This is a genomic window from Epilithonimonas sp. JDS (assembly GCF_021261315.1).
Lineage (GTDB): Bacteria > Bacteroidota > Bacteroidia > Flavobacteriales > Weeksellaceae > Epilithonimonas.
Genome location: NZ_JAJSAX010000002.1, coordinates 727,800 through 754,789, shown reverse-complemented (window position 1 = coordinate 754,789; position 26,990 = coordinate 727,800). Strand labels below are relative to the sequence as shown.

The window sequence follows — 26,990 nt, the reverse complement described above, 5'->3', positions numbered from 1 at the left end:
TTGTAATATAAGGTTATTTCTTGATCGGAATGTTTTTCAAAATTTCCTGCGTGTACTTCCAGAATTTCTGAACCGAAGCAACATTCGCTCGTTCATCCGGCGAGTGCGCGCCTTTGATCGTTGGCCCGAAACTTACCATTTCCATTTTCGGATAATTGGCACCGATGATGCCGCATTCTAAACCGGCGTGGCAGGCAACAACCATTGGTTTTTCTCCAAAATTATTTTCATAAAGATCCGTCATCACTTGGATGATTTCTGCATCCGGTTTTGGTTTCCAGCCTGGATATGAACCACCAAACTCTGTTTTCAGACCATTGCTTTCAAATGCAGATTTCAGCTGGTTTGCAACTTCCCATTTTGTAGATTCAACGGATGATCTGGTTAGATTGAGGATTTTGATTCCGCCATTTTTTAATTCGACTCTTGCAACATTGTTGGATGCTTCTACCAATCCTTCTACATCGGGACTCATCCGGAAAACGCCGTTGTGAGCGGCATTTATTGTAAAAATGACTTTCTTCGAATCTTCAAAACTGATCGCATTTTCAGAAGAATCTGTTTTTTCGATATTGATAATTAAATCTTTTTCTAATGAAGCAAATTCTTCTAAAATTTCAGATTTCAGTTGTTCTGCTTTTTTCAGAAACTCAGAAGAATTTTCTACTGAAAATATTGAAACAGCTTCTCTAGGAATCGCATTTCTCAAACTTCCGCCATCAATCGAAACTAATTGAATTTGATTTTCTAAAGCTAAAAATAAGAATCTTCCAAGAAGTTTATTAGAATTTCCAAGACCCTTTATGATATCCATTCCGGAATGTCCACCTTGCAAACCTTTGATTTCAATTTTAAAAGTATTGTCTTTAACTTCATTTAAATCAAATTTAGTAGACGCTGTTACATCAACACCACCGGCACATCCGATGTCGATTTCGTCATCTTCCTCGGTGTCAAGGTTTAATAAGATTTCGCCTTTCAATTGTCCGGGTTTCAAAGCTAAAGCGCCGGTCATTCCGGTTTCTTCATCAATTGTGAAAAGTGCTTCCAAATCTGGATGAGCAATGTCATTACTTTCAAGAATCGACATTATGGTCGCAACACCCAAACCGTTGTCAGCGCCCAAAGTGGTTCCTTTCGCTTTTACCCAATCACCATCTACAAACATCTGGATGCCCTGAGTTTCGAAGTCAAAATCGACGTCGTTGTTTTTTTGACAAACCATATCAAGGTGGGATTGCATCACTATTTGCTGACGATTTTCCATTCCGGCAGTTGCAGGTTTTGTGATGATGACATTTCCTGTTTCGTCAACTGTCGTTGGTAATCCAAGTTTTTCCCCGAATTCCTTTATGAATTTGATAACTTTTTCTTCTTTTTTCGAAGGTCTTGGAACGGAATTAAGTGCTTCGAAGTTTTTCCAGATCACTTTTGGTTCCAGTTGAGAATATTCCATTTTTTTTGAAATTTTTAAGTTAGCAATTTACTAAGAAAAGTATCAGGAGACAAGGATGAATCGATAGAAGTGCTCGGCGATTGCGTAGTTTTAGTATTTTGAAACTGTTATAATGGCAAAACTTTTCTTCCTAGTTTTTCATTAATGACTAAAGCTGCTGCTTCATAAAACGCAAAAGATCCACAAAGAATCCCTTCGTAGCCGGCAATTGTGTGGATGTTTTCGTTCCCGGTAAAACTAGCTGCGGACAACAATGCAAAGAGTAAAACGAGAGAACCAAAAATAAGCTTCCCAATGGTATTTCCTTTCAATGTGCCTATGAATAGGGCAAATGTAAATAATCCCCACATTCCTAAATAACATCCCATCGAATTTCCGTCAGGCTTTGCAACGCCTATCAAAGGCAAAAGCCATAACGTAACCAGCGAAATCCAGAAAAATCCGTAAGAGGTAAATGCTGACATTGCAAATATGTTCCCTTTTTTCCATTCCATAATGCCCGCAATCACTTGCTGCAAACCACCGAAAAAGATGCCCATTCCCATAATCATGGCATTGAGTTCAAAGAAACCAGCATTGTGGATGTTTAATAAAATAGTTGTCATTCCAAAGCCAAAAAGTCCTAATGGTGCAGGATTGGCAGTCGTGTCTTTGATAATTTGTTCCATAATTATTAATAAGAATTATGATGAGTTAGCGTTGGCTTAAAATAATGTATTTTGGGTATGTTTTATAAAAATTTATTTTACAATTTACAAATTTTGACAGAGCTGTTATTTTTATGAATATAATAAAAAAGCTCTCAAATATTTGAGAGCCTGTAATTTATATGAGTTTAATCTTCCATCATATTATCACGTGTATTTTTCTGCACGGCAATCGCTCCGAAAAGGGCGAGCAAAAATGCAAAGGCGTAAAATCCTTTTTCACTTGGAAGAATCGTCGCGTTCCAAAGCCCAATTACAAGTAAAACGATCGATGATAATGTGGCGAACCAACAAAGTCCGTAATAGATATCGGTTACTTTGATATTTTCCATTTTGTCACGAACGGCTTTCTGTAAAGAAACTACAGCAAATAAGCCGTAGAGCAGGATGGTGAAGTAGTAGCCTTTCTCATTCAGTTCCATTTCGGCGCGGGCAAGTCCTGTGATGAAACCAATCATTCCTGCGCCCAAGGCGACCCAAGATGCCGCTACGAAAGCATTTGACACTTTTTGTTTTGCCATTAGTTTTTGTTTTTTAATGATTTTATAATATCAAATATATTCTTTTTTTGATAAATCAATTGAAGTCGTTGAGATTTGTTGAGAAAATTTCTATCAAAAGAGAAAACCCATAGCCCCGATAGTAGCGGTTACCCCACAGTTGGGTTGGAGAATTGGTGGGTTTGGGGTTGGAGAGCGATGGCGCGAGGAGTAATAGCGGATAGCGGGAAATAGCTCCTGATTGGGTGGGGGAGTTTGAGGGTTTGAGAGTCGGAGAGTGAATGAGTTTTAGAATGTTGTAAAGATAAAAAAAACGCCCCAGAAAATTCTGAAGCGTTCTTATTATATTTTCGTCATCCATCTTCCGACTTCTGACTTCCAGCATTTAGTATCTGTAATATTCCGGTTTGAAAGGTCCTTTCACGTCAACGCCGATGTAATCAGCTTGTTCTGGTGTAAGGGTTTCCAATTCTACGCTTAATTTCTTAAGGTGTAATTCTGCTACTTTTTCATCCAAATGTTTTGGCAACATATAAACTTCATTTCCGTAAGCTGCAGAGTTGGTCCAAAGTTCGATTTGAGCTAAAGTCTGGTTACTGAATGAGTTAGACATTACAAAACTTGGATGGCCAGTTGCGCAACCAAGGTTTACCAATCTTCCTTCTGCAAGAATAATTACTTCTTTACCTTCGATGGTGTAGATGTCAACCTGAGGCTTCACTTCAGATTTTGTGTGACCGTAGTTTTCGTTCAACCAAGCCATATCGATTTCGTTGTCGAAGTGACCGATGTTACAAACTACTGCTTTATCTTTCATTTTAAGGAAGTGGTTTCCTTTTACGATGTTGAAGTTTCCTGTAGTTGTAATGATGATATCAGCATTGTCAACAACTGTGTCCAATCTTTTCACTTCGTATCCGTCCATTGCAGCTTGAAGCGCGCAGATTGGGTCAATTTCAGTCACAGTCACGATAGAACCAGCTCCTCTGAAAGATGCTGCAGTTCCTTTACCAACGTCTCCGTATCCGCAAACTACAACTCTTTTTCCGGCAAGCATAAGGTCTGTCGCTCTTCTTACAGCATCTACTGCAGATTCTTTACAACCGTATTTGTTATCGAATTTAGATTTGGTAACAGAATCATTCACGTTGATTGCAGGCATTACCAAAGTTCCGTTTTTCATTCTTTCGTACAATCTGTGAACACCGGTTGTGGTTTCTTCAGAAAGTCCTTTGATGTCTTTTGTGAATTCCGGATATCTGTCAAAAACCATATTGGTCAAATCTCCACCGTCATCAAGAATCATATTCAATGGTTTTCTGTCTTCACCAAAGAAAAGAGTCTGCTCGATACACCAGTCAAATTCTTCTTCGTTAAGACCTTTCCAGGCGTAAACAGGAATTCCGGCAGCAGCAATTGCAGCAGCGGCGTGATCCTGAGTAGAGAAGATGTTGCAAGAAGACCAAGTTACTTCAGCACCTAGTGCTACCAAAGTTTCGATCAAAACTGCAGTCTGGATTGTCATGTGAAGACATCCTGCGATTCTAGCGCCTTTAAGTGGTTGCAATGGTCCGAATTCTTCACGGATAGACATCAAACCTGGCATCTCAGCTTCCGCCAAAGTGATTTCTTTTCTTCCCCATTCTGCTAAGGAAATATCCTTAACTTTATAAGGAACGTATTGTGTTGTTGTACTCATATTTATAATGAAATAAATTTAAAATCAGTTTTTTAAACTAAGTTGCAAAATTACAATATATAATTAAGATATAAAAATTAAGAAGTGTGATCCATTATATGAAATTATACATTAACCAAAATTATTTATTCTAATTCTAAATAACTACTTTTGCAAAGTAATGAACGCTGATAAACATTGATTTTATCATTTTCAATTGATTTTCATTAACATCCAAATTAATATCTATTCAAAATAAATTTACATTATGAGTGAAAGTACACATACACAAGAAGCGAAGAGAGATGCAAAACCGGTTGCTCCAAAAGTAAAAGAATTAATCGCCAGAACACTTAGCGTTACGTTGGCAACTGTAGATGCAGAAGGAACGCCGAATGCGAGCTACGCGCCGTTTGTGGAGATTGACAACAAATTCTATATTCTGGTTTCTTTTATGGCAAAACACACGAAGAATCTTTCGGAAGGTAGAAAAGTTTCTGCAATGTTCATCGAGGATGAGTCTACGACGAAACAGGTTTACGCAAGAGAAAGACTGACTGTTGAGGTTTCTACTTCTCAAATCGAGAGAGATTCTGCGGACTGGAACAATGTGGTTGGAAAACTGAAAGAAAGACACGGAAAAATAGTAGATGTTTTGAACGAAATGACAGATTTTATCTTAGTTGCGCTTCATCCTGTGAAGGGTGCGTACGTGAATGGTTTCGGAAGTGCTTATTTTGTAGATGCGAATCTTGAAATCATGGAACACAGAAACGATATCAATCATACACAGAAGTAATAAAGATTTCTACTATATAAAAAGGCTTAGTGAAAACTAAGCCTTTTATATTTTAAATAATTTTAACCACATAGACACATAGTTTTTAAAAACTTAAAGATTTAGCTTAAAAAGGAAAAATAGCTTTTCTATTTAATTTTGATTATTTAATCTTTAAGACTCCTTTATCTATGTGTCTATGTGGTTTATTTTAAATCTTCCTAAATATAACCGTCGAGTTATGTCCTCCAAAACCAAAAGCATTACTCATCGCAATGTTGATTTCTTTTTCCTTAGGTTCAGTCACGATATTAATCCCTTCCGGAATATTCTCATCAAGATTTAAAATATTAATCGTCGGTGGAATAATGCTGTTCTGAATCGCTTTGATACACAATATCGCTTCAACCGCGCCGGCTGCTCCCAGCAAATGTCCCGTCATAGATTTGGTTGCGCTGATATCCAGATTCGGACTTCCTTTGAAAACTTTGGTAACGGCATTCAGTTCTGCCAAGTCTCCAAGTGGCGTAGAAGTGGCGTGTGGATTCAGATAATCGACTTGATCGAAAGTGATGTTTGCATCTTCCAAAGCCAGTTCCATAGATTTTGCAGCACCAATTCCTTCCGGATGCGGCGCGGTCATATGGTAAGCGTCGGCGGTCATTGCAGCACCTATCAGTTCTGCGTAGATTTTTGCACCTCTTGCTTTGGCGTGTTCATATTCTTCCAAAACCAATGCGCCGGCACCTTCTCCCATTATGAATCCGTCACGTTCCACATCATAAGGTCTGCTTGCTGCTTTTGGATCGTCATTTCTTGTAGACATAGCTTTCATTGACGAAAATCCGCCTACAGAAGCCTGAGTGATAGGCGCTTCCGAACCACCGCTCACAATGATTTTCGCTTTTCCCCAACGGATGTAATTGAAGGCATCCATAAACGCAGTATTTGCTGTCGCACAAGCAGAAACCGTCGTGTAATTGATTCCACGTAAACCATATTTCATCGAGATCATTCCGGAAGCCATATTCGCAATCAGTTTCGGTACAAAGAACGGACTGAATCTTGGTGTTCCATCGCCAGTAGCAAAGGCAACGACATCATCTTCAAAAGTTTGCATTCCGCCTTGTCCTGTTCCCCAAATGACGCCAATGTCAAAAGGGTCGATGCTCGCTAAGTCCAAACCCGAATCTTCCATTGCTTCAGCAGAAGCGTAGATTGCGAATTGTGTAAAAAGGTCGCTTCGTTTGATTTCGTTGCGATCCAGATATTTGTCTGGTGTAAAGTTTTTGACCTCAGCCGCAAACTGCACTTTGAATTTTTCCGGATCGAAGTGCGTGATGGTTGCAGCGCCGCTTTCTCCCGCTAAACTGTTTTTCCAAAAGGTTTCGACATCATTTCCCAAAGGCGTTACAGCTCCCATTCCGGTAATTACAACTCGTTTCATTGATTTAATTTTAAATTTTAAATATTGTAGGCAGATTTGATCGAAGAAGATATGTTCTCAGGTTTCTGCCATTATCTTTATTCCTTAAATATTATGTTAGGAATAAGAATCTCCAAATTTAGGCATTTGATTTCCTAATTTCGGTTTTAAATAGATTGGATGTTCCTTTGGCGATCAATCTTGTTTTTTCGGCATTCCAGATTTCGCAGGTAGCATTGACAAACTGTTTACCCAATTTCGTGATGTGTGTTTCCGCAATGATATTTTCACCTTCTTTCGCAATTCCAAAATAGTCAATGACATTATTGATGGTTGTATAAAAAGTTGGCTCGTTCAAAGAGAACATTGTCGCTCCTAAAACGTCATCGATAATCGCTGCAGTCACGCCGCCGTGCAGATTCCCAATAGGATTCAGCCATTCCCGGCGGATCGTGTACTGGAATTCCAGATGTCCTTTTTCGACAGAGATTACAGTCGGTTTCAGCCAGCGCATAAAGGGCGACGGCGAATCTGCGAATTCTTTCCCGATGAGGGTTTTCATATGTTCTAATGGATTCATTGGTAGGTGTTAGGTTTTAGATTCCAGGTGGCAGAATTTAGGTTTTAGATTTAAACTATTTAATTATTCCTCAATAATTGTCGGATTGAAACTAAATGTCCGAACAGTACAACCGGAACTATAAAAGTCGGAAGCCAGCTGAAAGGGAAATTTAAAATGGCAATATTTGGTTGTTCAAAAGCAAATTTCTGTAAAGGAGAAGGTGCGGAAAGCAGAGCATTAACGACGATATTCAGCAAAAGTCCAAGACAGATGAAGTTCCAAATCAATAATACGTTCCGGCTTAATTTCTTCTTTGTGAAAACTAAATAAGCTATTACAGGCGCGGAAATCCCGGCAAGAATATCGTAGTTTCTGCCTTCAAAAGTCATTAATTCCGGAATAGCTTTGTTGATGAAAAGCCAGAAGAGAACTATCTCCACAGGAATTCTTACTATATTAAGATAAGTAATGTTTTTAAGCGGCAGACTGTCTGTGAACCGTCTTTGTTTTGAAGTTGCAAATAATAGCGTGATGATCAAAATCGGAGGCAAGATTCCCAATAGCATTATCTTTGGTGGCAGCGACTGCAGATGGGTATTGTAGATATTATTTAATGTTAAAACCGCTTGCAGAAGTAACCAAACAACTAATCCAACTGTAATTAAACCTGACTTTTTCCGGATTATTTCCAGGCTGGAATTTTTTATGATCCCAATAAATAATAACAACGTCGCAATCGTTGTAAGTCCGAAAGTTACTAAGATGTATGGTGGTAAATTGGATATCATAAAGTTGATTTTAAATACAATTTAGCGGTCAGTTCGTGATTCATCAGGAATCTGGTTCATCTGACTTTCTACGGAATGGCAAAATAGTGTTTTTATTTGGTATATTGTTTTTATGTCAAAACCGCAGCCCGGCCTGAGTGGAGCTCATTTTTTGCGGATTATTAACGTACAATTAAAAGGTAATCGTTGAGGCAAAAAATAGCGGGAACGGAGGACGGAAATAGCTGCCCAAATAATTGTTTTGATTTACGAAACGATTTCTTCGATTCCTACGTGGTTCATCAATTTCAGAGCTTCTTCTGGTGATGATAAATATAATCTGTACATATCTTCTGTCTGCCCAACGCGGATTTCGAAGGTGTCTTTTTCTAAAGCAGAAACCAGTTCCTCAGCAACCAAAGTTGGTGATAATCCTGCTTTACCTCCAATTGGTGCAGAGAATTCGGTGTCTACCAATGGTGGCATCAATTCAAAAACTTTGACATTGGTTTCTTTGCTCAAAGCCAAACGAAGATATTGGGTGTAAGAATGCAGTGCTGCTTTGCTTGCGGAATAGCTTGCCAGACCGCTTGGAACGAAAGCTACAATGGAGGAAACATTCACGATGGCTGGGTTTTCCTGCTTTTTCAGTAAAGGTAAAAGTTTCTCATTAAGTCTGATGATTGACAAGTAATTGGTCAGCATTTCGTCTTCCGCTTTTTCAAAGGCGTTGGCATTTTCTGCGATTAGATTGTAGACCGAGGCACGTCCGGCATTGTTGATGACCATGTTCAGTTGAGGGAAATCTGTGTTGATTTGTTTGACTAACTGCGCCACATCTTCCGGATTTGACACGTCGGAAACCATTGTTTTTACATTATTAAGTTTTGAAGCGGCTTGGTTTAAGCGTTCTTCATTTCTTCCGGTGATGATAACGTTGTTGCCTTTTTCAGACAATAATTTTGCGATTTCGAATCCGATTCCTGCGCTTCCGCCGGTGATGAGGATGGTGTTGTTGGTTGTGTTCATAATGATGATTTTGTTATTTGATTTTAATAATGATTTTTCCTTTTGCTTTGCCACTTTCCACATAATTGATTGCGTCGTTGGTCTGTTCGAAAGGAAATATTTTGTCTATGATTGGTTTGATGATTCCGGATTCTATGAGTTTTGAAATTTGTGTGAGTTGATTTCCATTGGCTTGCATAAAAAGAAAGGAATAATTGATGTTTTGCTTTTTCGCTAGTTTTTTAGTTTTGAAACTTAAAAGGGAGATTGCCAATTTCATTAAGAAGTTCAGTCCGATTTCTTTAGCAAAATCTTTATCCGGCGGTCCTGAGATTGAAATCAATTTTGCTCCTGATTTTAATATTCTAAGCGATTTTTCTAATGTTTTTTGGTCTTGGCTGTTAAGCACCAGATCGTAATCGGTAAGAGTGTTTTCGAAATCCTGTGTTTTATAATCGATGACAACGTCGGCTCCGAGTTGTTTTACTAATTCAAAATTCTTTTCACTCGTCGTTGTTGCTACAAAAGCACCCAAATGTTTTGCCAATTGGATCGCAAAAGTTCCAACGCCACCTGACCCAGCTTGGATAAACACTTTTTGTCCTTTCTTGAGATTAGCTTTTTCAATAAATGCCTGCCAAACCGTCAAACCAACAAGTGGAATAGAAGCGGCTTCTTCCATCGAAATATTCTTTGGTTTTGGAGCCACAAAGTTCTCATCAATGGCGATGAATTCTGCAAATGTCCCAATTTGGAAGTCGGGAACGCGAGAGAAAATCTCATCACCAACTTTGAAATTTTTTACGTTTGAGCCAACCGTTACAACAATTCCTGCGACGTCGTGTCCTAATATCAAAGGGAACTTGTAAGGTAGCAACAGCTTGAATTCGCCATTTTTCAGTTTGCTGTCCAATTGATTGACACTTGCTGAGTAGATCTCTACCAGAACTTCATTTTCTTTGATTTTTGGCTTTGGAACTTCCGTGAGTTCGAGCTGATCGGTTTTACTGTAATGTTTTATTGTGAATGCTTTCATAGTATTTATTTAATACCAATCGGTATATTTCTGTATAAATTTTTTTATCTGACTAATTCTGTATCGATGATTTTAATGATTCTTTCCAAAGCGTTGTTTAGATGATTTTGACTGTTTGTAGTTTTCGAAAGTAAGATTCCGCCTTCTATGAGCATTATAAATAAATTGGCATAATCTGCCGAATTTATGGAGTCGATAATTTCATCCTTGGATTTTCCTTCTTCCAAAATTCTTGCAATTTTTTCTGACCATCCGGCGAAGCTTTTTGCAACTTCATTTTTAAGGAAAGGCATTGTGTCGTCGGCTTCGACAGCCGTGTTCATTAGTGGGCAGCCACCTCGGGAAAAATTGCTGTCCCACGAATTTTTGTAATAATCCAGAATGGCAATCAACTTTTCTCGGCTGGTCATTTCTGGTTGCAAACGACTGTCAAGCGCTGCTGAGAGGCGTTTTGCATTGTAGAGAAAAACTTCTTTTGCGACTTCATCTTTGTTTGCAAAATTACCATAGATGCTGCCTTTCGTCAATCCTGTAGCTTCAGAAATATGAGCCAGAGACGTTCCTGCATAACCTTTCTTGTTGAAAAGTTCTGCTGTACTTTCGATGATGAACTGTCTGGTTTTTTCTGCTTTTGACATTTTGTAACTGAATTGACTTTGCAAAGATATACAATTTAAATACCAATCGGTATATTTATTAAAATTTAATTTAAATCATTAAAAAAAACCCGACAATCGAAATCGCCGGGTTTAAACTTAATAAAATGAAAAAATTCTTATTTTTTGATTATTTTGAATGTTTCCGTGGTTTTATCTGAAGTCACTTTCAAGATGTAAACGCCGCTTGTGTAAGTCGATAAATTCAGCTGTACATTTTTAGCTTTAGCATCCTGAGAAAGAATTTTCTTGCCGGATAACTCAAAGATCTCCACTTTGGAAAGGTTTGATTTCCCTGAAATGTTTAACACATCTTTCACCGGATTTGGATAATAAGTGAATTCTGCCTTACTGATATCCGAAACACCTAATTGTGTGTAAACTGTAATTGACAGAAGTTCACTTTCACATTGACCGTTGTTTTGGCTTACATAATAAGTCGTGCCATTTACCAATGGTGTAGTTGCAGGAATTACGGTTTCGTTTTGGTTGGCGTACCAAGTCAGGCTGGTTCCGGTAACTTCTAAGTTTGCTATAGTCTCTCCTAGAGTGAAATACTGTGTTGCTTCACCCATTGGTGCATCCGGAGCAGGAATGATTGTTACATCAACCTTAACTCTTTCCGATTTACATTCGCTGTCGCCAGTGTTGAACTTCCAGTTGTAGAAGAAATAATAGTTGGAATTGGCTCCACCATTGTTGATGGTACCTCCTGTGATTTGTCCCACATTTCCTAATGCATAAGGGAAACCTGTGTGTTGCGTAGCTAATTCTCTTACTAATGACGGGCTGGATTCCATTACCAATCTGTAGTTGTCACCAGCAGGGATTATAAAACCAAGCGGGATTTCAAAACGTACAGGATTAACTGCATTTCCTGCAGGCAATGTCAGGGTTTTGCTGTAAACTTCATCCCAGTTTTCATTGACAAGTTTTACGGTGATTGGTCCGCCTTGTGTATCAGCAATGTAAACGTCTACTGAATTTAATGTGATGATTTCGTTGGTGTTAAAAACCAATCCCCAAGGTTTTGTGTTCTGGCTAATTTGAGCTGCGCCCAAAGACTGAGGTGCTGGTCTTGCGCCTGTTAAGAATTGTCCGCTTGTTGCCTCTGCCCAGAAAGAAGTGCTTTCAGAAAGTTTTGGTGTTGTGAAATTTAGTCCTGAGCCAATTGGCGTAGTTGCAGTTTCTGATGTGAACCAGAATACTTGTCCGCCGCTGGTTTGTGCTGTCAAGACTGCTGCTGTTCCTTCACATGTTTGGGTTGAAGTTGTTGCGATGGTCAATGATGGTGCTACACAATCAGAATTGATGATGATGGTGTAATCCTCTGCTTGTCCGTTTTCGTCACTTCCACCCCAGTTATCGGAGTTACAAGGATCTTCGGCATAAAAACCGTCGCCGCTGCTTTTCATGATTCTCATTCTGGTTTCACCTGACAGGGCGTGATTTGGAATTAAAATATTTCTAACCAGCTGATTTCCATCTTCTCCTGTAGTATCTTCTATTGTTCCGATTTCGAAACGTTCTCCCGGATCATTCAGATTTCCATTGTGATTTAAATCAATAAAAACAGTAAGCGAGTTTGCCCAGCCTCCATCTGTATTTCCTTCAAGAGTGATTTCATATTCTTCACCTTTGTCTACAGTGGCTTTCATTTCTAAGAAATATTCGTGATCCGGTGAAGATTTCGATGCAGAAGTACGGTTGTCTATTCCTGCAAAATTCACATAAGTAATTGGTTCTGTACCATAATCATAGGAAAGCGGTCCGCAGTAACCATCATCTGTTGGTGTTGGATTGCTGACGTTCAAGGTATAATCTTCAGCTTGCCCAAATTCGTGTTCTCCACAAGGATTCGTTGCATAACTGCCTCGGTTTTTGATGATACGCAGACGCGTGTCGCCCAAAGGTGCATTGTTTGCCACTACAAATGGGAAAACAAGTTCTTTATTGTCTGTTCCTGTAGAATTTGAAATGGTTCCCAGTTCATACATTTCTCCTGCATTATCCAGAACATCATTTTTGTTCCAGTCAACAAATAATGAATAATAATCTGTATAATTGCCCCCAGTATCACCTTCTACGGTTAGATTATAAGTCTGACCTCTTTTTAGCTGTGCTTCTTTATCTAAGAAATATTCCTGAGATAGGATAGAGGGGATTTCAGTGGTGTTATTAATTCCTGCAAATTTTACGTTGGTAATAGGCAAAACAGTTTCTGCGGTGTAAGTACAGTAATCATCCGGAACAGGAATCACGGAGAAGGTATAATCTTCTGCCTGTCCAAAATCGTAGCTGCCACAAGGATCTGCAGCATAGCTTCCTCTGTTGCTGATGATTCTCATTCGGGTCGGGCCAAATGTCACATTCATAGGAACCACAAATGAACCCCAAAGCTGACCGTCAGATCCATTAGAATTCTGAAGGCTTCCAACTTCATATTTTTCACCGTCATCTGTCAAAATTCCGTTTTTATTCCAGTCAATGAAGACAGTGAAGAAGCTTTCAAAATCGCCGCCTGTATTGACAGACAATTTGATGATATGCTCTTGTCCGTGCACTGTAGTTCCTATTTTATCCAAGAACAATTCGTGAGCTTCGGTTGAGTTTGCAGAAGTTGTATTGCTGATTCCTGCCACATCTACAAACGTCATCGGTGTCACCGTAGCTGCAGTGTAGCTACAATAAACGTCCGCTCCGGCACCAGCTCCGGTAATCAAAACATTATCAAAACTGTAAGTGTCCCAGACTGAATAAGTTGATTCACTATCCACAGGACTATAGTTGCTGTTTCCTTCTTCAAAAACCGTAACGATTCTAATTTTTAAGTTTGAAGCGCCTTCTGTCCCCGAAACGGAATAAGGTCCAAAAGTTTCAATTTCGTTTTGCAGCGTCGTATGGTGCGGTTTTGCTACCACCTGCCACGTTGCTCCTGAATCTATAGAAGACTGAATTTCAAAAAACTTCGATGAACCATTTGTACCGTCAATGTCAATGGTAAATTTGATGTCAGAATATCCGGCAATCGAAGTAGAGAACTGCACGCCTGCCGTTCCCGAGTTTATACCTTGTTCCGGAAATGTGTGAATGGTGTGTGTGCCATCAAAGAACTCAAGGCTGCCATTTCCCTGTGTGCCTCCAATTTTTTCTTCAACACCTATGCCTTCGCTGGGTGATGCGTTTCCATTTTCAAAGTTCCATAGCACAATTGTGTTTTGTGCGAAGGAAAAATTAATTAAAATTAAAAGTGTAAAGAATGTATATAATTTTTTCATTTTTTTTCTTAGTTTTTGATTAATTTTTTAGTGAACGATTTTCCGTTAAACGTCTGAATTTTCAATAGATAAGTTCCTTTCAGAAGATGTGAAATATTCAAATCAGTTGTTTTATTACCAAAAGTTTTAATGCTCTTTCCGGTTAAATCAAACAATTCAATCTGAGTTATTTTGCTTGCATTATCTAATTTTAAACTAAAACTATCTTTAACAGGATTTGGGTAAATGACTACTTTTGAAGAATTAATGACTTCAACATTTCCTAAAACAGTGTCTTCTCCTTCGATACTCATAATGAATCTCGAATTGTCAATCTGTCCTATCTCACCTACTTCAGTCGCTTCAAAAATGCCGCATGCATCAGATTGTATATAAGATGGCGCATCGTCCGTAAAACCATTTGCGCCTACCCACAATGCCGAACCTAGCGGTTCTCCATCGTAATGGATTTCCATCACCACCTCGGAACCGGCAGGAATTAATGTTTCCAAATCGACATCTATGGTATGCGTATCTGATTGTGTTACAACAACAACTCTGGTAGCTTTCAGCGTCAGTTGTCCTGTGGGATAGGCGCCTTCGGATGTGTAAATATTAAGTGTGACCGGAAAGCCGTCTGGTGGCAGATTCAAAACATTTTGAATTGCAAAACTTACTTTGTGAACCTGGAAATCATTTTGGATGTCATAATCATTTAAGAAAAAACTACGACTCACGCGGTTTTCCAGTGAATAGGCATTTCCATTGATATTGCAGGATGCAGACGAACTAAAGTGGGGATTAAATGGAATCTGAGAATGGGACACTGTAATCTGTGCTCTCCCAAGTCCACAAATTCCCAAAAAAATTAAGGGCGTAAAAAAATTCTTCATATCTACTTTTTTTAAATTTTGATAGTCGAAACTATAACAAAATAAGCACTAAAAGAAGTCTTTACTGTGATGAATACCTGAAAATTTCAAGATTTTGAGCAAGGTTTTATTTTACAAATTAATGATAATCAGATGTTTATGTAAAACATCCATTATTTGGACTCAGAATCCTGATTTGATTTCAAATCTTTCATTTTGTTCTTTAATTTATAAGATTTTACCGTGAAAAATAAAATAAAACTTATAATTAATACTAAAAAGATAAGAATGATATAGATTTTCTTTTCTGAAAAAGTGAACCTTTCCGAACTGGAATTTTCGGTTGGTTTGTTGATGATATGTGTGATCGAATTTTTTTCTGCCTCAGAATATTTTTTTTTGGTTTCAGTATATAAATTGCTGTAATGATTGTATTTCGGAATATCATTGACTGCTAGATAATTCTGAGAAAGCAGTTGGTAAACTTCCACATCCAAACCCGACTGAGACATTTTTGTCGCTTTTTCTAAAATTTTATTGAGAATATCAATAGATGTTTTATAGTTTTTATTAAGTGTATGATATTTTGCCCAGGCAATTTGCTGAGAAATTTCGATGTCATCAGCCAATGGGATTTGTTTTATGATCGCATCACTTTTCAGGAGCGATATTTTTGCTGAGTCTGCGTTTTTATTTTCTATAAAACAAAGCGATTTGTGAAGATGCGCAATACAAAGATTGGTTTTGGCAACATCATTATTTTTAAGCTTATTGTAAACGTTGATCGCCTTGTTAAAATACTCAATTGAATAATCGCAATCCAAGGTTTCCTGATAGATCATTGCCTTGATGGAATAATTATTTCCGCGCAAATACTGCAGAGAATCCGGCAAGGCGTGTTGATTGATAATTGCCTCAGCCTGATCCAGATAGCTGTGTGTTTTGTCGTTGATCTGCAAAATCTGGTATTGATAACCCAAAAGCGATAACGCACGGACTTCGTTGACATAATCGTTCTTAATTTCTGCCATTTTCTGAGCTTTCAGCAGCGATTCTATAGATTTTTGGATGTCAAATTTTTCACTGTAAGCTGTTCCTAAAATTATCAGAGAAGAAAGTTGAAGGTTTGAATTTTCAGGCGAGTTTTTGTAAACTTCTTTTGCAAGTAATATTGATTTTTCGGGATCGGAATAAATGATTTTATTAGCTTTGGTCAATTTTGCTGCCGGTCCATCTTGTCCTTTTGCAGTTTGGCCGATTCCAAAAAGCAGAAAAATAAGGGAGATAAAAGTAAATTTAGATGGATAAAACATTTTCTGACAAGCTAAACTATGGAGTTGTGTACTGAATTTTCTTTTTTGATGAAAGTTATAAAATTTGTAGGCGAAATGCCTAAAGTATTTTTAAAAGCCAATGTAAAAGTATTCCTCGAATTGAATCCGCACTCTTCTGCAAGCGAACTGACTTTGTAATTCTGGTATTTGGGTTCCGATTTTAATTTTCGGATGATGTAATGAATTCTTAAGTCGTTGATGTAATTATTAAAATTCTGACCTTTCTTTTTATTAATAATCTCCGACAGATATTTTGTATTGGTATCCAGGTTTTTTGCCAAAAATTGTAAGGAAACTTTCGGATTGATGTATTTCTCGCCTTCTTCGAATTTTTTAAGTTTATCCAAAATGATCTGTTCTGTCTTTTCCGAAATAATATAGAGGTTATCTGGATTAACTTCCTGAATTTCAATTGATTTTAAATTATCTGTCTCATTCAGATTCTGCATGATTTTCTGAAACTGAGCATATTCTTTCTTTACCTTAATGTGATTCGCATAAGCCAAAGCCAATCCTGCCAACGCAACACCCAAAATGATCAATACCCACAATAATGATTGATTGGAATCATGATTTTCTACATCCAGACTGTCTGCCTCATTTGCCAAAAGCACCCTTGTATCTTGGTTTAATTCGTAGATGGAATCATTTAATTTCAAATATTGCTCATTGAAGATTTTATAATTTTCCAGATCATTGGCAGAATAGTGAACCTGTGCGAGATTTCTGTAAACATCTTTTTTCAGCAGGAGATTTTTGACTTTTGGCAAAACTTTAGCAAGTCCAGAGACAAAATACAAAGCGCTGTCAGTCCGTTTCTTTTGCAGATAATAGCTGCTTAATCCATTTTTCGCCCTTAACTCCAAATCTTTAAAAGCTGGAAATTGACCGGATAATTTTAAATTCTGATTGAAATAATGTTTTGCAGAATCCAGTTCATTTTTAGCCAAATAAAAATCTCCCAATTTTGAATAAATCAATTGCAAAGATCTTGAAGCCGTTTTTTGATCGTCAATCTGTTGAAATTTTGCGCTGCTTTTCCATAAATTATTTTTTCCTTCTTCATCTTTTGATATTGCGAAATTCAACAAGCCTTTTTCCAATTGAAATCTGGCTTCGGTGTAATTTTGTTGTTCTGAATCGGTTATCGCAGACAAAGGATTCATTGCCATTTCTATGTTTTCTGACGCTTTTTTATTCAGTTCCAAACCTCTGTAAAAGTTGGCGAGCAAGATATAAGTGTAAGCTTTGAAGTTCTCAGATTGTGAAGTTTCAGACATTTTTTTTGCCTGAAAAAGAGGCTTCATTGCTTCTTTGTAAAGATTTTGATTAAGATAATTATCAGAGATCATCAGGATTTTCGATTCTCTATTTAGCAAACCTCTGGATTCTGGCGACAAAGATTCTGCATCCTGCGTATTCTGCGCTCTGATAAATATGCTGAAAATGATAAATAAGATAATACTTGGCTTCAATCTGATAGGGTTGCAGTATGTAAATTTAGTCAAATTTTCAAAAATTCGCTTTTTTAGAAGGGTTAAGTTTTAGTAACAAACAAAATGATCCAAAAAAATTGGCGTTATTTATTAATATTAAAAGCGCATTTCCAATTCGTCTTTATGTTAATTCTCTGGCTAATTTCGTTTAATACGATTTGCTTTTTTGTTAAAACTGAAACTTTGCTTTAAACCAACCAAAAAATAAGTATCGTTCAAAGAAAACCCGGAAATCAAAATTCCCGGGCTTAAATTAAATAATTGAAAAATTTTACTTTTTGATAATTTTATAAGATGAAGATTTACCGTCTGATAAAACTTTAATAATGTAATTGCCTTTCTGTAAATCGGAAACATTAAGTTGTAATTGTTTCGAATCCGAAATTTGATTACTTATAACTTTTCCGGTAAGATCATAAATCTGGACAGAAGATATGTTTGAATCTCCGGAAATATTAACCACATCTGAAGCTGGATTTGGGTAAACACTGAATTTGGTTTTATTAAAATCGGTCACAGCCATTGCTGCATCTGCTGTTACACTCCACAATTCGTAGCCGCTGTCGTTATACTGCGCTCTGAAATAAAGTTTGTTGCCTAATGCTGTAAAACCAGGAATCTGTGCCAATGCAAAATTATATGGCGTTGTAGGATCCGGCATTAGCTTTTTTGTGCCAGCAGCAGTTCCGTCAGATTTCCATAATTGGTAATACTCGTCGAAGTTATCAAGCCCTCTAAAATATAAAGCACCATTCACTTCAGCGAATGTCATTGCCGCCTGATTTGGATTCATAGAACCGTCTGGTCCAGGGAAAACATCCAGATATAAATGCGTTCCCGCTGTGGTTCCATCTGTCGCCCAGATCTCTGCACCGTGCGTACCGTCGTCTAAAGTAAACAGTAACTTGTCTTTATAGATGAAAGTCCTGAATTGTGGAATAACAGCACCAGCTATTCCCGGTTTCACATCTTTCAAAATATGAGTTCCTGCTTCTGTTCCGTCTGTTGTCCACATTTCCCTTCCGGCTTCAGCACTGTAAGCCGTAAAAAGTAATTTGTTATTGAACACAATGAAATTGCCAGCCAATGAATTTCCGTTTCCTGAAGTAGCAATATCTTTTACCATATATGTCCCTGCTTCGGTTCCGTCTGTTGCCCAGATTTCGTTTCCATTGGTTCCGTCATCTGCACTGAAATAGATTTTGTTACCGAAAGTAGTCAAGCTGGAAGGTCCGGAACTCTCAATAGGATTGATGTCTTTTACGATATGAGTTCCAGCGGAAGTTCCGTCGGAAACCCAAAGTTCAAGTCCTTTATCACCATTGTCATAATCAAATCCATCAATAGCACTGAAGTAAAGTTTATTATTAAGCACTGCAAAATTCGATGGGTTGGAACCGAATTCTCCCGCTCTTAAATCGCCAATCATTACAGTTCCCGCTTCAGTTCCGTCTGTTTTCCAAAGCTCTGTACCGTGCACGCCGTCTTCGGATCTGAAGTACAAAGCATTTTGGAATTCGATAAACTCGAAAGCGTACGATCCGCCGCTTCCGGGGAACATATCTTTTACGATTTTTGTTCCTGCTGCAGTTCCGTCGGAAGTCCAAAGTTCGTTTCCGTTGGCTTCATCCGTTGCAGTAAATAATAGTTTTCCGTTGAATATTTTAAAATTGGAAATGTCGGAACCGTTTTCTCCGGGATAGATGTCTTTCAGAAGTTTTGTTTCGGTTCCGTCTGTGATCCAAAGTTCTCTACCATTCACGCCATCATCGGCCGTGAAAAATATCTTTGAATTATAATTAATCAAGTCCGTCGGCATAGAATCACCGGAAGGATTGATGTCTTTCAACATTGTAAAAACTGGTGTGGTCTGCGCACTGATTTCCATAAAGGAAACCAATAGCGCCGCTAAAATAAATCTGTTTCTCATATCTAAATAATTTCTTTTGAGTAAAAGTAGAGCGTAAATCCGATAAAGAATAGCACTACACTTTTAGATATGTGAAATTTCAAGAATATGAAAGTTTTAAATTTTTAATTAATTGATTATGTGGTATTTAAAATAAATTAATTTTACGTTAAGAATTATTTACTGTGAGTGCTTTTATCTGTTATTTTTGATTTTTTCACAAAGAAATATCCAAACAAACCAATTATTATAATTAAAATACCTGAAAGTATGAAGATGATAGTGTTAAATCGATCTTGTTTAGCCTCAAAAATTTTCTGTTTGTATTCATTGCGTTTTTTGATAAGTTCATTAACCGATTTGATGTTTTCCAAATCAAATTTTGACTGCGTCAGTTCGTGCAGCTTTTCGTAATATAAATGGTTTTCGAAATCTCCAATTGCTATAAAATTATTAGACAAAAGTTTATAAATGCGGGTTTCCATTTCGGTTTGATTTACCTCTTTTGCAAGCTTCAAAGCATGAAATAAAGTGTCGTTGGCTGTCTTGAAATTCGATTTGCCGGTTTCTATCTCAGAAAGTCCGACTAATGCATTGCATTCCAAAGATTTTGCACCATTTTTTTGTGCATCTGCGAGTCCGTTTTTAAAGCTGACTTCTGCAGAATCTTTATTTATCGACAAGTAGCAATAACCTTTTTGATTGTAAGCCTGTCCCAGATTCGCAACCGCAAAACCTTTTTTATCTTTTTTAAATGCCGCAATCGCTTTATCAAAATGTTTGATAGCATAACCACAATCCAGGCTTCGTTTGTAGAGAAAACCTTTCAGAAGATTGATGTTCCCAATCAGATACTTCATAGAATCCGGCAGATAAACAGTTTGGGTCAGTTTGTCTGCTTTGTCCAGATATTTCCAGGCTTCTTCCCGCATTTCAATTCGGGTGTATTGATTGCCAATGAGTCCCAAAGTTCTGATCTGATTGGCATTATCTTTTATTTTTTCTGACAGTTCATTCGCCTTCAAAGCAAAATCGATGGATTTTTTATAATCATTCATAGCCGCATAACCGTTCGCTATTAAAATGTTTGAAGAGATCCTGTAAGAATCCGAAATATCTTTTTTCTTTAAAAGTTCTTCTCCAATCTGAATGGTTTTCTGTGGATTTTTGAACATAAAAGTATTGGCAACACCTATCAGACTGTCTATTTTCTTATTATTCTGAGCAAAAAATAATTGCCCGAAAACCGTTAAAATAATAACTATAAAAAATCTAAGCATTCTCATCTGACTCTTTTTTTATAATTAATTTGATGTAAGAAGCCGGTGAATTTCCCGTAACCTGTTTGAAAACCGTCGAAAATAAACTGTGCGAAGAAAAACCGGCTTCTTCCGCCAGATGACTGACTTTATATTTCAGATAAACCGGATTATTTTTTAATTTATTGATGATGTAATTGATTCTGAGTTCATTAATGTAAGAATGAAAGTTTTTATTTTTATGCGTATTGATAATCTCAGAAAGATATTTGGTATTTGTGTTGAGGTTTTCCGCCAGTTGATTTAATGAGATTGAAGAATCGGTATATTCTTCATTCCGTTCAAAAAGTTCCAGTTTTTCCAAAAGAAATCGAATTGTCTTGTCCGGAATTACAATTTTCCCTCCACTTTCAGGGATTTTATTTTCATTAATAAATCTTAGCCTCTCTTCGGAATCCATTAATGCTTTTTCGACATTGATTTTTTTCTGCTCGAGTTTTCGGTTCAAGAAATAAGCGATGATCAATACAGCGAATATTGCGATTAATATCAGGTAAATGATATTCTTTTGATAATTTGATTTTGCTTCTAAAATCTCGTCTTGCTTATGATCTATCTTGCTAAGAAAAGAAATTCTGGCACTTTCCTTAACTGAATTCAATGAATCCTGTAATGCAATCTGAAGCTTGTAATAATCGCGATATTGATTCCAATCTTTTGATTTTTTGTAATTCTCAGCCGCTAATTTATAAATCTCGCCTTTAAGCCAAAGATCCTGAACGTTACTTTCAATCGGTTTTAAATGATTAATTTCTTCATTTGACTGGCTAAAATCTTTTTCCATAAACCTAATCTTCGAAAGTGTATAAAAATAATAGGGTTCAATATTTCTAATTTTTTTTGCGAAATATTGAGCAGAATCATTTTTTCCAATATTGCAGTAGGAAAGAGCATAATAAAAATTCATCAATTCCTGATTGCTCTTTTGCTTTTCTGAGCTTTTAAGATATTTGATTGTCTGTTTCCAATTTGATTGAGAATAAGATTGAATTGCTTTGTCATAATAAATTAGCGTCATTTCATCCTTGATCAGATAAAGCTGAGAAGATTCAATTTCTAATTCATTGCAAAGCCTGTTCAGTAAACTGTTTATTTTAATATCATTTTTTGGATCACCAATTTTTTTTGAAAGCTCCAAAGATTGGAATAGTTTTTCAGTTGCGGAATTGTAATCGCCTGCGAGTAAGTTACTTTCTGTCAGTAGAATTAAGGCTTGTAACTTCTCTTTATCAGTCGAACTGTTTTTCAAAAGGAACTGAGCAATAACGCCCGACTCTTTTGGCTTTTTATAAAGCAGAGCTTTGGATTCGGCAAACAAGGATTCAGCGTCCCGCGTATTTTGCGATTTGATAAGTAGGCTGAAAAATATAAAAAATATTAAAGTAGGCTTCAATTGGATAGGGTTGCAACACGTAAAGTTATGTAAATTTTCAGACAATGTATTTCTATTAAGTCATCTAGTGAAAATTTTGAGAAATCATAAAAAATGCTCCCGAAAAAATTCCGAAAGCATTCCAAATATAATTAGTTAGTGTGTTTGTTACTTCCAGCCACCGCCTAAGCTTTTGTAAATATTGACAACCGTACTCAGCTGTCTTTCTTTTGCTTCGATGAGTTCCATTTTGGCATCCAGCGCGTCACGCTGATTCATCAAAACTTCAAGATAATCGGCTCGAGAGTTTCTGAATAATTGATTCGCAATGCCGATTCCATCATCCAATGCTTTGGATTCCTGAGCCTTCAATTCGTAGTATTTATCGAGGTTTTTGATCTTCGACATTTGATTGGCAACATCGATATAAGCGCTCAAAATGGTTTTGTCGTATTCGTACAACGCCTGAATCTGTTTTGCATCAGCGGTTTTAAAATTTGCCTGAATGGCGGACTTATTAATCAACGGTCCGGCCAATTCGCCAATCATACTGTAAGCAATCGATTCCGGCATTTTCAACAAATAGGAAGGATTGAAAGCTTCCAAACCAAGAGCCGCATTGATTTCCAGACTTGGGTAGAATTCTTTTCTCGCAGATTCTACATCCAGTTTTGCAGATTGTAACTCTAGTTCTGCTTGTTTGATGTCGGGACGATTTGCCAGTAACTGAGACGGAATTCCTGTGTAAACCGTTTGCGGAACGATGGACATAAAACTTTCCTTAGTTCGTGCAATCGGCTGCGGATAACGTCCCAATAAGGCGTTGATCTCGTTTTCTTTTTCCGTAATCTGCTGTTTCAGATCATATTCTGTCGCACTGGATTTTGCCAGTTCAGCCTCGAATTTTTTAACAGCCAATTCCGTAGTCGCCATCGCTTCTTTCTGGATTTTCGCCACTTCAAGTGCTTTTTTCTGCAAATCCATATATTGATGAATAATATCAAGCTGATTGTCAAGCGACAATAATTCATAATAATTGTCCGCAACTTCTGCAATTAAACTTGACAACACGAAATTTTTGCCTTCCACTGTTGATAGATAATGTGCAACGGCGGCTTTTTTCTCAGTTCTGAGTTTGCCCCAGATATCAATTTCCCAATTCGCTACCAATCCACCTTCGAAATTTCCTAAGTTTTCGGGAACTTCCTTTCCGTCGGTTATTTCTGTCGAAGCATCACCGGCGCCCGTACTCGTGTATCTCCCGACTTTTTCTACGCCTGCGCCCAATTTTGCAGCGACTGTCGGACTCAGTTTTCCGTTTTTGTACAGCACATCGCTTTTTGCAATTTCGATTTGCTGAAGTGTAATCATCAATTCCTGATTGTTTTTCAGGGCTTCGTCGATTAGGTTGACGAGATTCGGATCTGTAAAAAACTGTTTCCAAGGTGTGATTCCGGAATTGTTTTCAGCAACATTTTGATTGTCAAAATTCTGAGGAATCGTTTCTTTTACCTGATCCTGAATTTTCGTTGCCATCGGCGCTTTACATCCAATTAACATTAATGAAATAGATGCAATTGCTATAATATTTTTATTTGTCTTCAAATTTTCCATCGTGTTGGTAAGGTTCAGTGTTTTCTGTCAGAGGATTTTCCTCTTCGTAATAAGTAAGTTTGGACTTCGCGGCAATGTTGGCGAAAATGTAATACAATCCAGGAATGATCATCAATCCGAAAATAGTTCCGATCAACATTCCGCCAGCCGCGGCAGTTCCGATTGTTCTGTTTCCAACCGCGCCTGGTCCATTTGCTAAAGCCAGTGGAATCAATCCTGCGATGAATGCAAAAGAGGTCATCAAAATCGGACGGAATCTCAAAGATGCACCTTGCAAAGCTGCTTCTTTTGTCGAAAGTCCTTCTTCTGCTTTTTTCTGGACTGCAAATTCGACGATCAATACGGCATTTTTCCCGAGTAATCCGATGAGCATTACCATCGCCACCTGAGCGTAGATATTATTTTCCAATCCAAAAAGATCAAGACATAAAAACGCTCCGAAAATTCCTGTTGGTAAGGATAAAATAATTGGCAAAGGCAGAATGAAACTTTCATATTGAGCAGAAAGAATCAGATAAACAAATCCAAGACAAACAAGGAAAATGTAAATAGCCTCATTTCCTCTGGAAACTTCATCTTTGGAAATTCCCGCCCAATCGATTCCAAAACCTCTTGGCAACGTTTTGTCCGCAACTTCTTGAATTGCTTTGATCGCATCACCAGAACTGTAGCCTGGCGCCGGTGTTCCGCTGACTTCGGAAGAATTGTACATATTGTGTCTCGTGATTTCGGATAATCCATACACTTTTTCAAGATGCATAAAATCTGAGTAAGGAACCATCTGGTCTTTATCATTTTTAACATAAAGCTTCAGAATGTCGCTTGGCAAAGCTCGATATTGCGGACTTGCCTGAACAATCACCTTATAAGGTCTGTCGAAACGGATGAAACTTGTTTCGTAATTGGAACCGATCAAAGTGGAAAGATTATCCATCGCTTTTTCAATCGTAACTCCTTTTTGTTCAGCCAGATCATTATCAATTTTCAACATATATTGAGGGAAACTTGCAGAGTAGAATGAGAAAGCTGATCCTAATTCCGGACGTTTTTTCAGTTCTTTCACAAAATCATTACTCACAGTTTCCATTTTGTGATAATCACCGCTTCCGGCTTTATCCAAAAGTCGAAGTTCAAAACCACCCGCGGCTCCATAACCGGGAATGGATGGTGGTTGGAAGAATTCGATGTTGGCACCTGGAATTTCTTTTGCTTTTTGTTCTAATTGTTCAATGATTTCTGTTGCGGATTCCTTTCTTTCGTCCCAACCTTTTAGATTAATCAGACAAGTTCCTGAGTTAGATCCGGTTCCTTCTGTCAAAATTTCGTAACCGGCTAATGATGAAACGGATGAAACGCCATCAATATCTTCAGAAGCTTTCTGCAGCTGCAATGCGATCTGATTTGTTCTTTCCAAAGTTGATCCCGGAGGTGTTTGGATAATCGCGTAAATCATTCCCTGATCTTCACTTGGGATAAATCCTGTCGGTAATTTATTACTCAGGAAAAAAGTTCCGATACAGAAAAGAACAAGCAAAGGCAGCGTTACCATTTTTCTGGTCACTACTTTATTGAGCAAGCCATGATATTTGTTGGCACCAACAGTAAAGATATTGTTGAAGCCATCCAAAAATCTGGTAACCGGTGTTGTTTTTTTCTCTTTTCCGTGGTTATTTTTCAGGATTAATGCACATAAAGCCGGTGTCAAAGTCAAAGCGACAACGCCTGATAAAATGATGGATGAAACCATCGTAATAGAAAACTGACGATAGAAAACCCCAACCGGACCGGACATAAACGCCACCGGAATGAAAACCGAAGCCATTACCAAAGTGATCGCAATAATTGCCCCGCTGATCTCGTGCATCGCTTCTTCAGTTGCCTTGAGCGGTGAGAGATGTTTTTCCTCCATCTTGGCGTGAACGGCTTCTATCACTACAATCGCATCATCGACCACAATCCCGATTGCCATTACCAAAGCAAAGAGTGAAATTAGATTTAATGTAATTCCAAATGCTGACATTATGGCAAATGTTCCTATTAATGAAACCGGAACCGCAATGGTCGGAATCAATGTTGAACGCCAGTCGCCCAAGAAAAGGAAAACTACAATGGCAACCAAAATAAAGGCTTCGAATAATGTATGAATTACCTTTTCTATTGAAGCATCCAAAAATCGGGAAACGTCATAACTGATCTCGTAATGCATTCCTTTCGGAAAATTATTTTTTTCGAGGTCAGCCATTAATGATTTTACATTTTTGATAACATCGCTGGCATTGGAACCGTAAGATTGTTTAATGGTGACCGCAGCAGAAGGTTTTCCGTTCAAAGTAGAGTAGATGTCATACATTGAACTTCCGAATTCCACATCCGCAACGTCTTTCAGTCTTACAAATTCGCCATTCGGATTGGATTTTAGAATGATGTTTCCGTAATCTTTTTCATTGCTGTAACGGCCTGGATATTTCAAGATATATTCAAAGGACTGAGAACGTTTTCCGGAACTTTCACCTGTTTTTCCTGGCGAAGCTTCCAAACTTTGAGAATTCAAAGCTTCCATCACTTCATCAGCCGAGATATTGTAAGCCGTCATTCTATCGGGTTTCAGCCAGACGCGCATCGCATATTCACGAGTTCCGAGGATATCAGCTTCACCCACACCTTTTACTCTTTTTAGTTCAGAAAGTAAATTGATGTCTGCAAAGTTGAAAAGAAATTTCTGATTTGCTTTCGGATCATCACTGTAAAGGTTGATATACATTAGCATATTCGGTTCCTCACGGGTGATTTTTACACCTTCACGAACTACCAATGGCGGCAATTTATTAATGGCGGAAGAGATATGATTCTGAACGTTGATGGCGGCAACATTCGGGTCTGTTCCAAGATCGAAAACCACTTGGATAGACGCTTCACCGTCATTTCCGGCGTCGGAAGTCATATATTTCATTCCAGGAATTCCGTTGAGCGCTCTTTCCATAGGGATTACCACGGATTTGATGAGCAATTCGTTGTTTGCGCCCGGATATTCTGCCGTGATGTTTACTTTTGGCGGAGAGATCGACGGGAACTGGGTCACAGGTAATTTTACCAAAGATAAAATCCCTAAAAATACGATGATCAAAGAGATCACGATTGACAGAACTGGTCTGCGAATGAATTTCTTAAACATAAAGAATTATTTTTTTAGATAATAGATTAGAGACAAATAGATTATAGACATTCAGTCGAAATCGTTTATCA

At 37.8% G+C, this 26,990-nt stretch carries 20 protein-coding genes; 1 reads left to right on the top strand and 19 read right to left on the bottom strand.

Going from position 1 to position 26,990, the window contains the following annotated elements; translation table 11 throughout:
- Positions 1-13: 13 nt before the first annotated feature.
- From LUD75_RS10085 to ahcY, 4 genes are all read right to left on the bottom strand, one after another.
- A complete protein-coding gene (locus LUD75_RS10085; protein ID WP_232705543.1) occupies positions 14-1,456 on the bottom strand; it encodes an aminoacyl-histidine dipeptidase in 1,443 nt (480 codons plus the stop codon).
- Positions 1,457-1,563: 107 nt separating this feature from the next.
- Positions 1,564-2,124, bottom strand: a complete 561-nt coding sequence (locus LUD75_RS10080; RefSeq protein WP_232705542.1) for an acetate uptake transporter — start codon at positions 2,122-2,124, stop codon at positions 1,564-1,566.
- 167 nt (positions 2,125-2,291) lie between these two features.
- Positions 2,292-2,684 carry an inner membrane protein YiaA gene (gene yiaA, locus LUD75_RS10075; RefSeq protein ID WP_232705541.1) on the bottom strand — a complete coding sequence of 131 codons (393 nt, stop codon included), beginning with the start codon at positions 2,682-2,684 and terminating at the stop codon, positions 2,292-2,294.
- Between the two features lie 364 nt (positions 2,685-3,048).
- Positions 3,049-4,362 carry an adenosylhomocysteinase gene (gene ahcY, locus LUD75_RS10070; RefSeq protein ID WP_232705540.1) on the bottom strand — a complete coding sequence of 438 codons (1,314 nt, stop codon included), beginning with the start codon at positions 4,360-4,362 and terminating at the stop codon, positions 3,049-3,051.
- 247 nt (positions 4,363-4,609) lie between these two features.
- Between ahcY and LUD75_RS10065 the strand changes: the two genes are divergently transcribed.
- Positions 4,610-5,140: a pyridoxamine 5'-phosphate oxidase family protein gene (locus tag LUD75_RS10065; protein WP_232705539.1), complete on the top strand. Its 531-nt coding sequence runs from the start codon at positions 4,610-4,612 to the stop codon at positions 5,138-5,140.
- 190 nt (positions 5,141-5,330) lie between these two features.
- Here LUD75_RS10065 and fabF read toward each other — a convergent pair whose 3' ends face one another.
- The 15 genes from fabF to LUD75_RS09990 form a co-directional block, all read right to left on the bottom strand.
- Entirely contained in the window at positions 5,331-6,566 is a 1,236-nt protein-coding gene (gene fabF, locus LUD75_RS10060) for a beta-ketoacyl-ACP synthase II (RefSeq protein WP_232705538.1), read from the bottom strand.
- 118 nt (positions 6,567-6,684) lie between these two features.
- Positions 6,685-7,125 (bottom strand): PaaI family thioesterase, encoded by a 441-nt coding sequence (locus LUD75_RS10055; RefSeq protein WP_232705537.1) that lies wholly within the window; start codon positions 7,123-7,125, stop codon positions 6,685-6,687.
- A 59-nt stretch (positions 7,126-7,184) separates the two neighbouring features.
- Positions 7,185-7,895, bottom strand: a complete 711-nt coding sequence (locus LUD75_RS10050) for a hypothetical protein (protein WP_232705536.1) — start codon at positions 7,893-7,895, stop codon at positions 7,185-7,187.
- Between the two features lie 246 nt (positions 7,896-8,141).
- Positions 8,142-8,903, bottom strand: coding sequence for an SDR family NAD(P)-dependent oxidoreductase (locus LUD75_RS10045; RefSeq protein WP_232705535.1), 762 nt, complete (start codon positions 8,901-8,903; stop codon positions 8,142-8,144).
- A gap of 13 nt (positions 8,904-8,916) precedes the next feature.
- Positions 8,917-9,918 (bottom strand): NADP-dependent oxidoreductase, encoded by a 1,002-nt coding sequence (locus LUD75_RS10040; RefSeq protein ID WP_232705534.1) that lies wholly within the window; start codon positions 9,916-9,918, stop codon positions 8,917-8,919.
- Between the two features lie 44 nt (positions 9,919-9,962).
- On the bottom strand, positions 9,963-10,556 hold the full coding sequence (locus LUD75_RS10035; protein ID WP_232705533.1) for a TetR/AcrR family transcriptional regulator: 594 nt from the start codon (positions 10,554-10,556) through the stop codon (positions 9,963-9,965).
- Between the two features lie 137 nt (positions 10,557-10,693).
- Positions 10,694-13,852 carry a GEVED domain-containing protein gene (locus LUD75_RS10030; RefSeq protein ID WP_232705532.1) on the bottom strand — a complete coding sequence of 1,053 codons (3,159 nt, stop codon included), beginning with the start codon at positions 13,850-13,852 and terminating at the stop codon, positions 10,694-10,696.
- An 8-nt stretch (positions 13,853-13,860) separates the two neighbouring features.
- The gene (locus LUD75_RS10025; RefSeq protein WP_232705531.1) at positions 13,861-14,724 is read right to left on the bottom strand and encodes a T9SS type A sorting domain-containing protein; all 864 of its coding nucleotides are present in this window, start codon (positions 14,722-14,724) and stop codon (positions 13,861-13,863) included.
- 152 nt (positions 14,725-14,876) lie between these two features.
- Positions 14,877-16,016, bottom strand: a complete 1,140-nt coding sequence (locus LUD75_RS10020) for a hypothetical protein (RefSeq protein WP_232705530.1) — start codon at positions 16,014-16,016, stop codon at positions 14,877-14,879.
- 11 nt (positions 16,017-16,027) lie between these two features.
- Positions 16,028-17,545 (bottom strand): helix-turn-helix domain-containing protein, encoded by a 1,518-nt coding sequence (locus tag LUD75_RS10015; RefSeq protein ID WP_232705529.1) that lies wholly within the window; start codon positions 17,543-17,545, stop codon positions 16,028-16,030.
- Positions 17,546-17,804: 259 nt separating this feature from the next.
- A complete protein-coding gene (locus LUD75_RS10010; protein WP_232705528.1) occupies positions 17,805-19,463 on the bottom strand; it encodes an ELWxxDGT repeat protein in 1,659 nt (552 codons plus the stop codon).
- Between the two features lie 155 nt (positions 19,464-19,618).
- On the bottom strand, positions 19,619-20,722 hold the full coding sequence (locus LUD75_RS10005; protein WP_232705527.1) for a tetratricopeptide repeat protein: 1,104 nt from the start codon (positions 20,720-20,722) through the stop codon (positions 19,619-19,621).
- Positions 20,715-22,154: a helix-turn-helix transcriptional regulator gene (locus LUD75_RS10000; protein ID WP_232705526.1), complete on the bottom strand. Its 1,440-nt coding sequence runs from the start codon at positions 22,152-22,154 to the stop codon at positions 20,715-20,717. Before LUD75_RS10000 ends, LUD75_RS10005 begins: the two co-directional genes overlap by 8 nt.
- A 147-nt stretch (positions 22,155-22,301) precedes the next feature.
- A complete protein-coding gene (locus tag LUD75_RS09995; RefSeq protein ID WP_232705525.1) occupies positions 22,302-23,747 on the bottom strand; it encodes a TolC family protein in 1,446 nt (481 codons plus the stop codon).
- Positions 23,725-26,919 (bottom strand): efflux RND transporter permease subunit, encoded by a 3,195-nt coding sequence (locus LUD75_RS09990; protein WP_232705524.1) that lies wholly within the window; start codon positions 26,917-26,919, stop codon positions 23,725-23,727. Before LUD75_RS09990 ends, LUD75_RS09995 begins: the two co-directional genes overlap by 23 nt.
- Between the last annotated feature and the right edge of the window lie 71 nt (positions 26,920-26,990).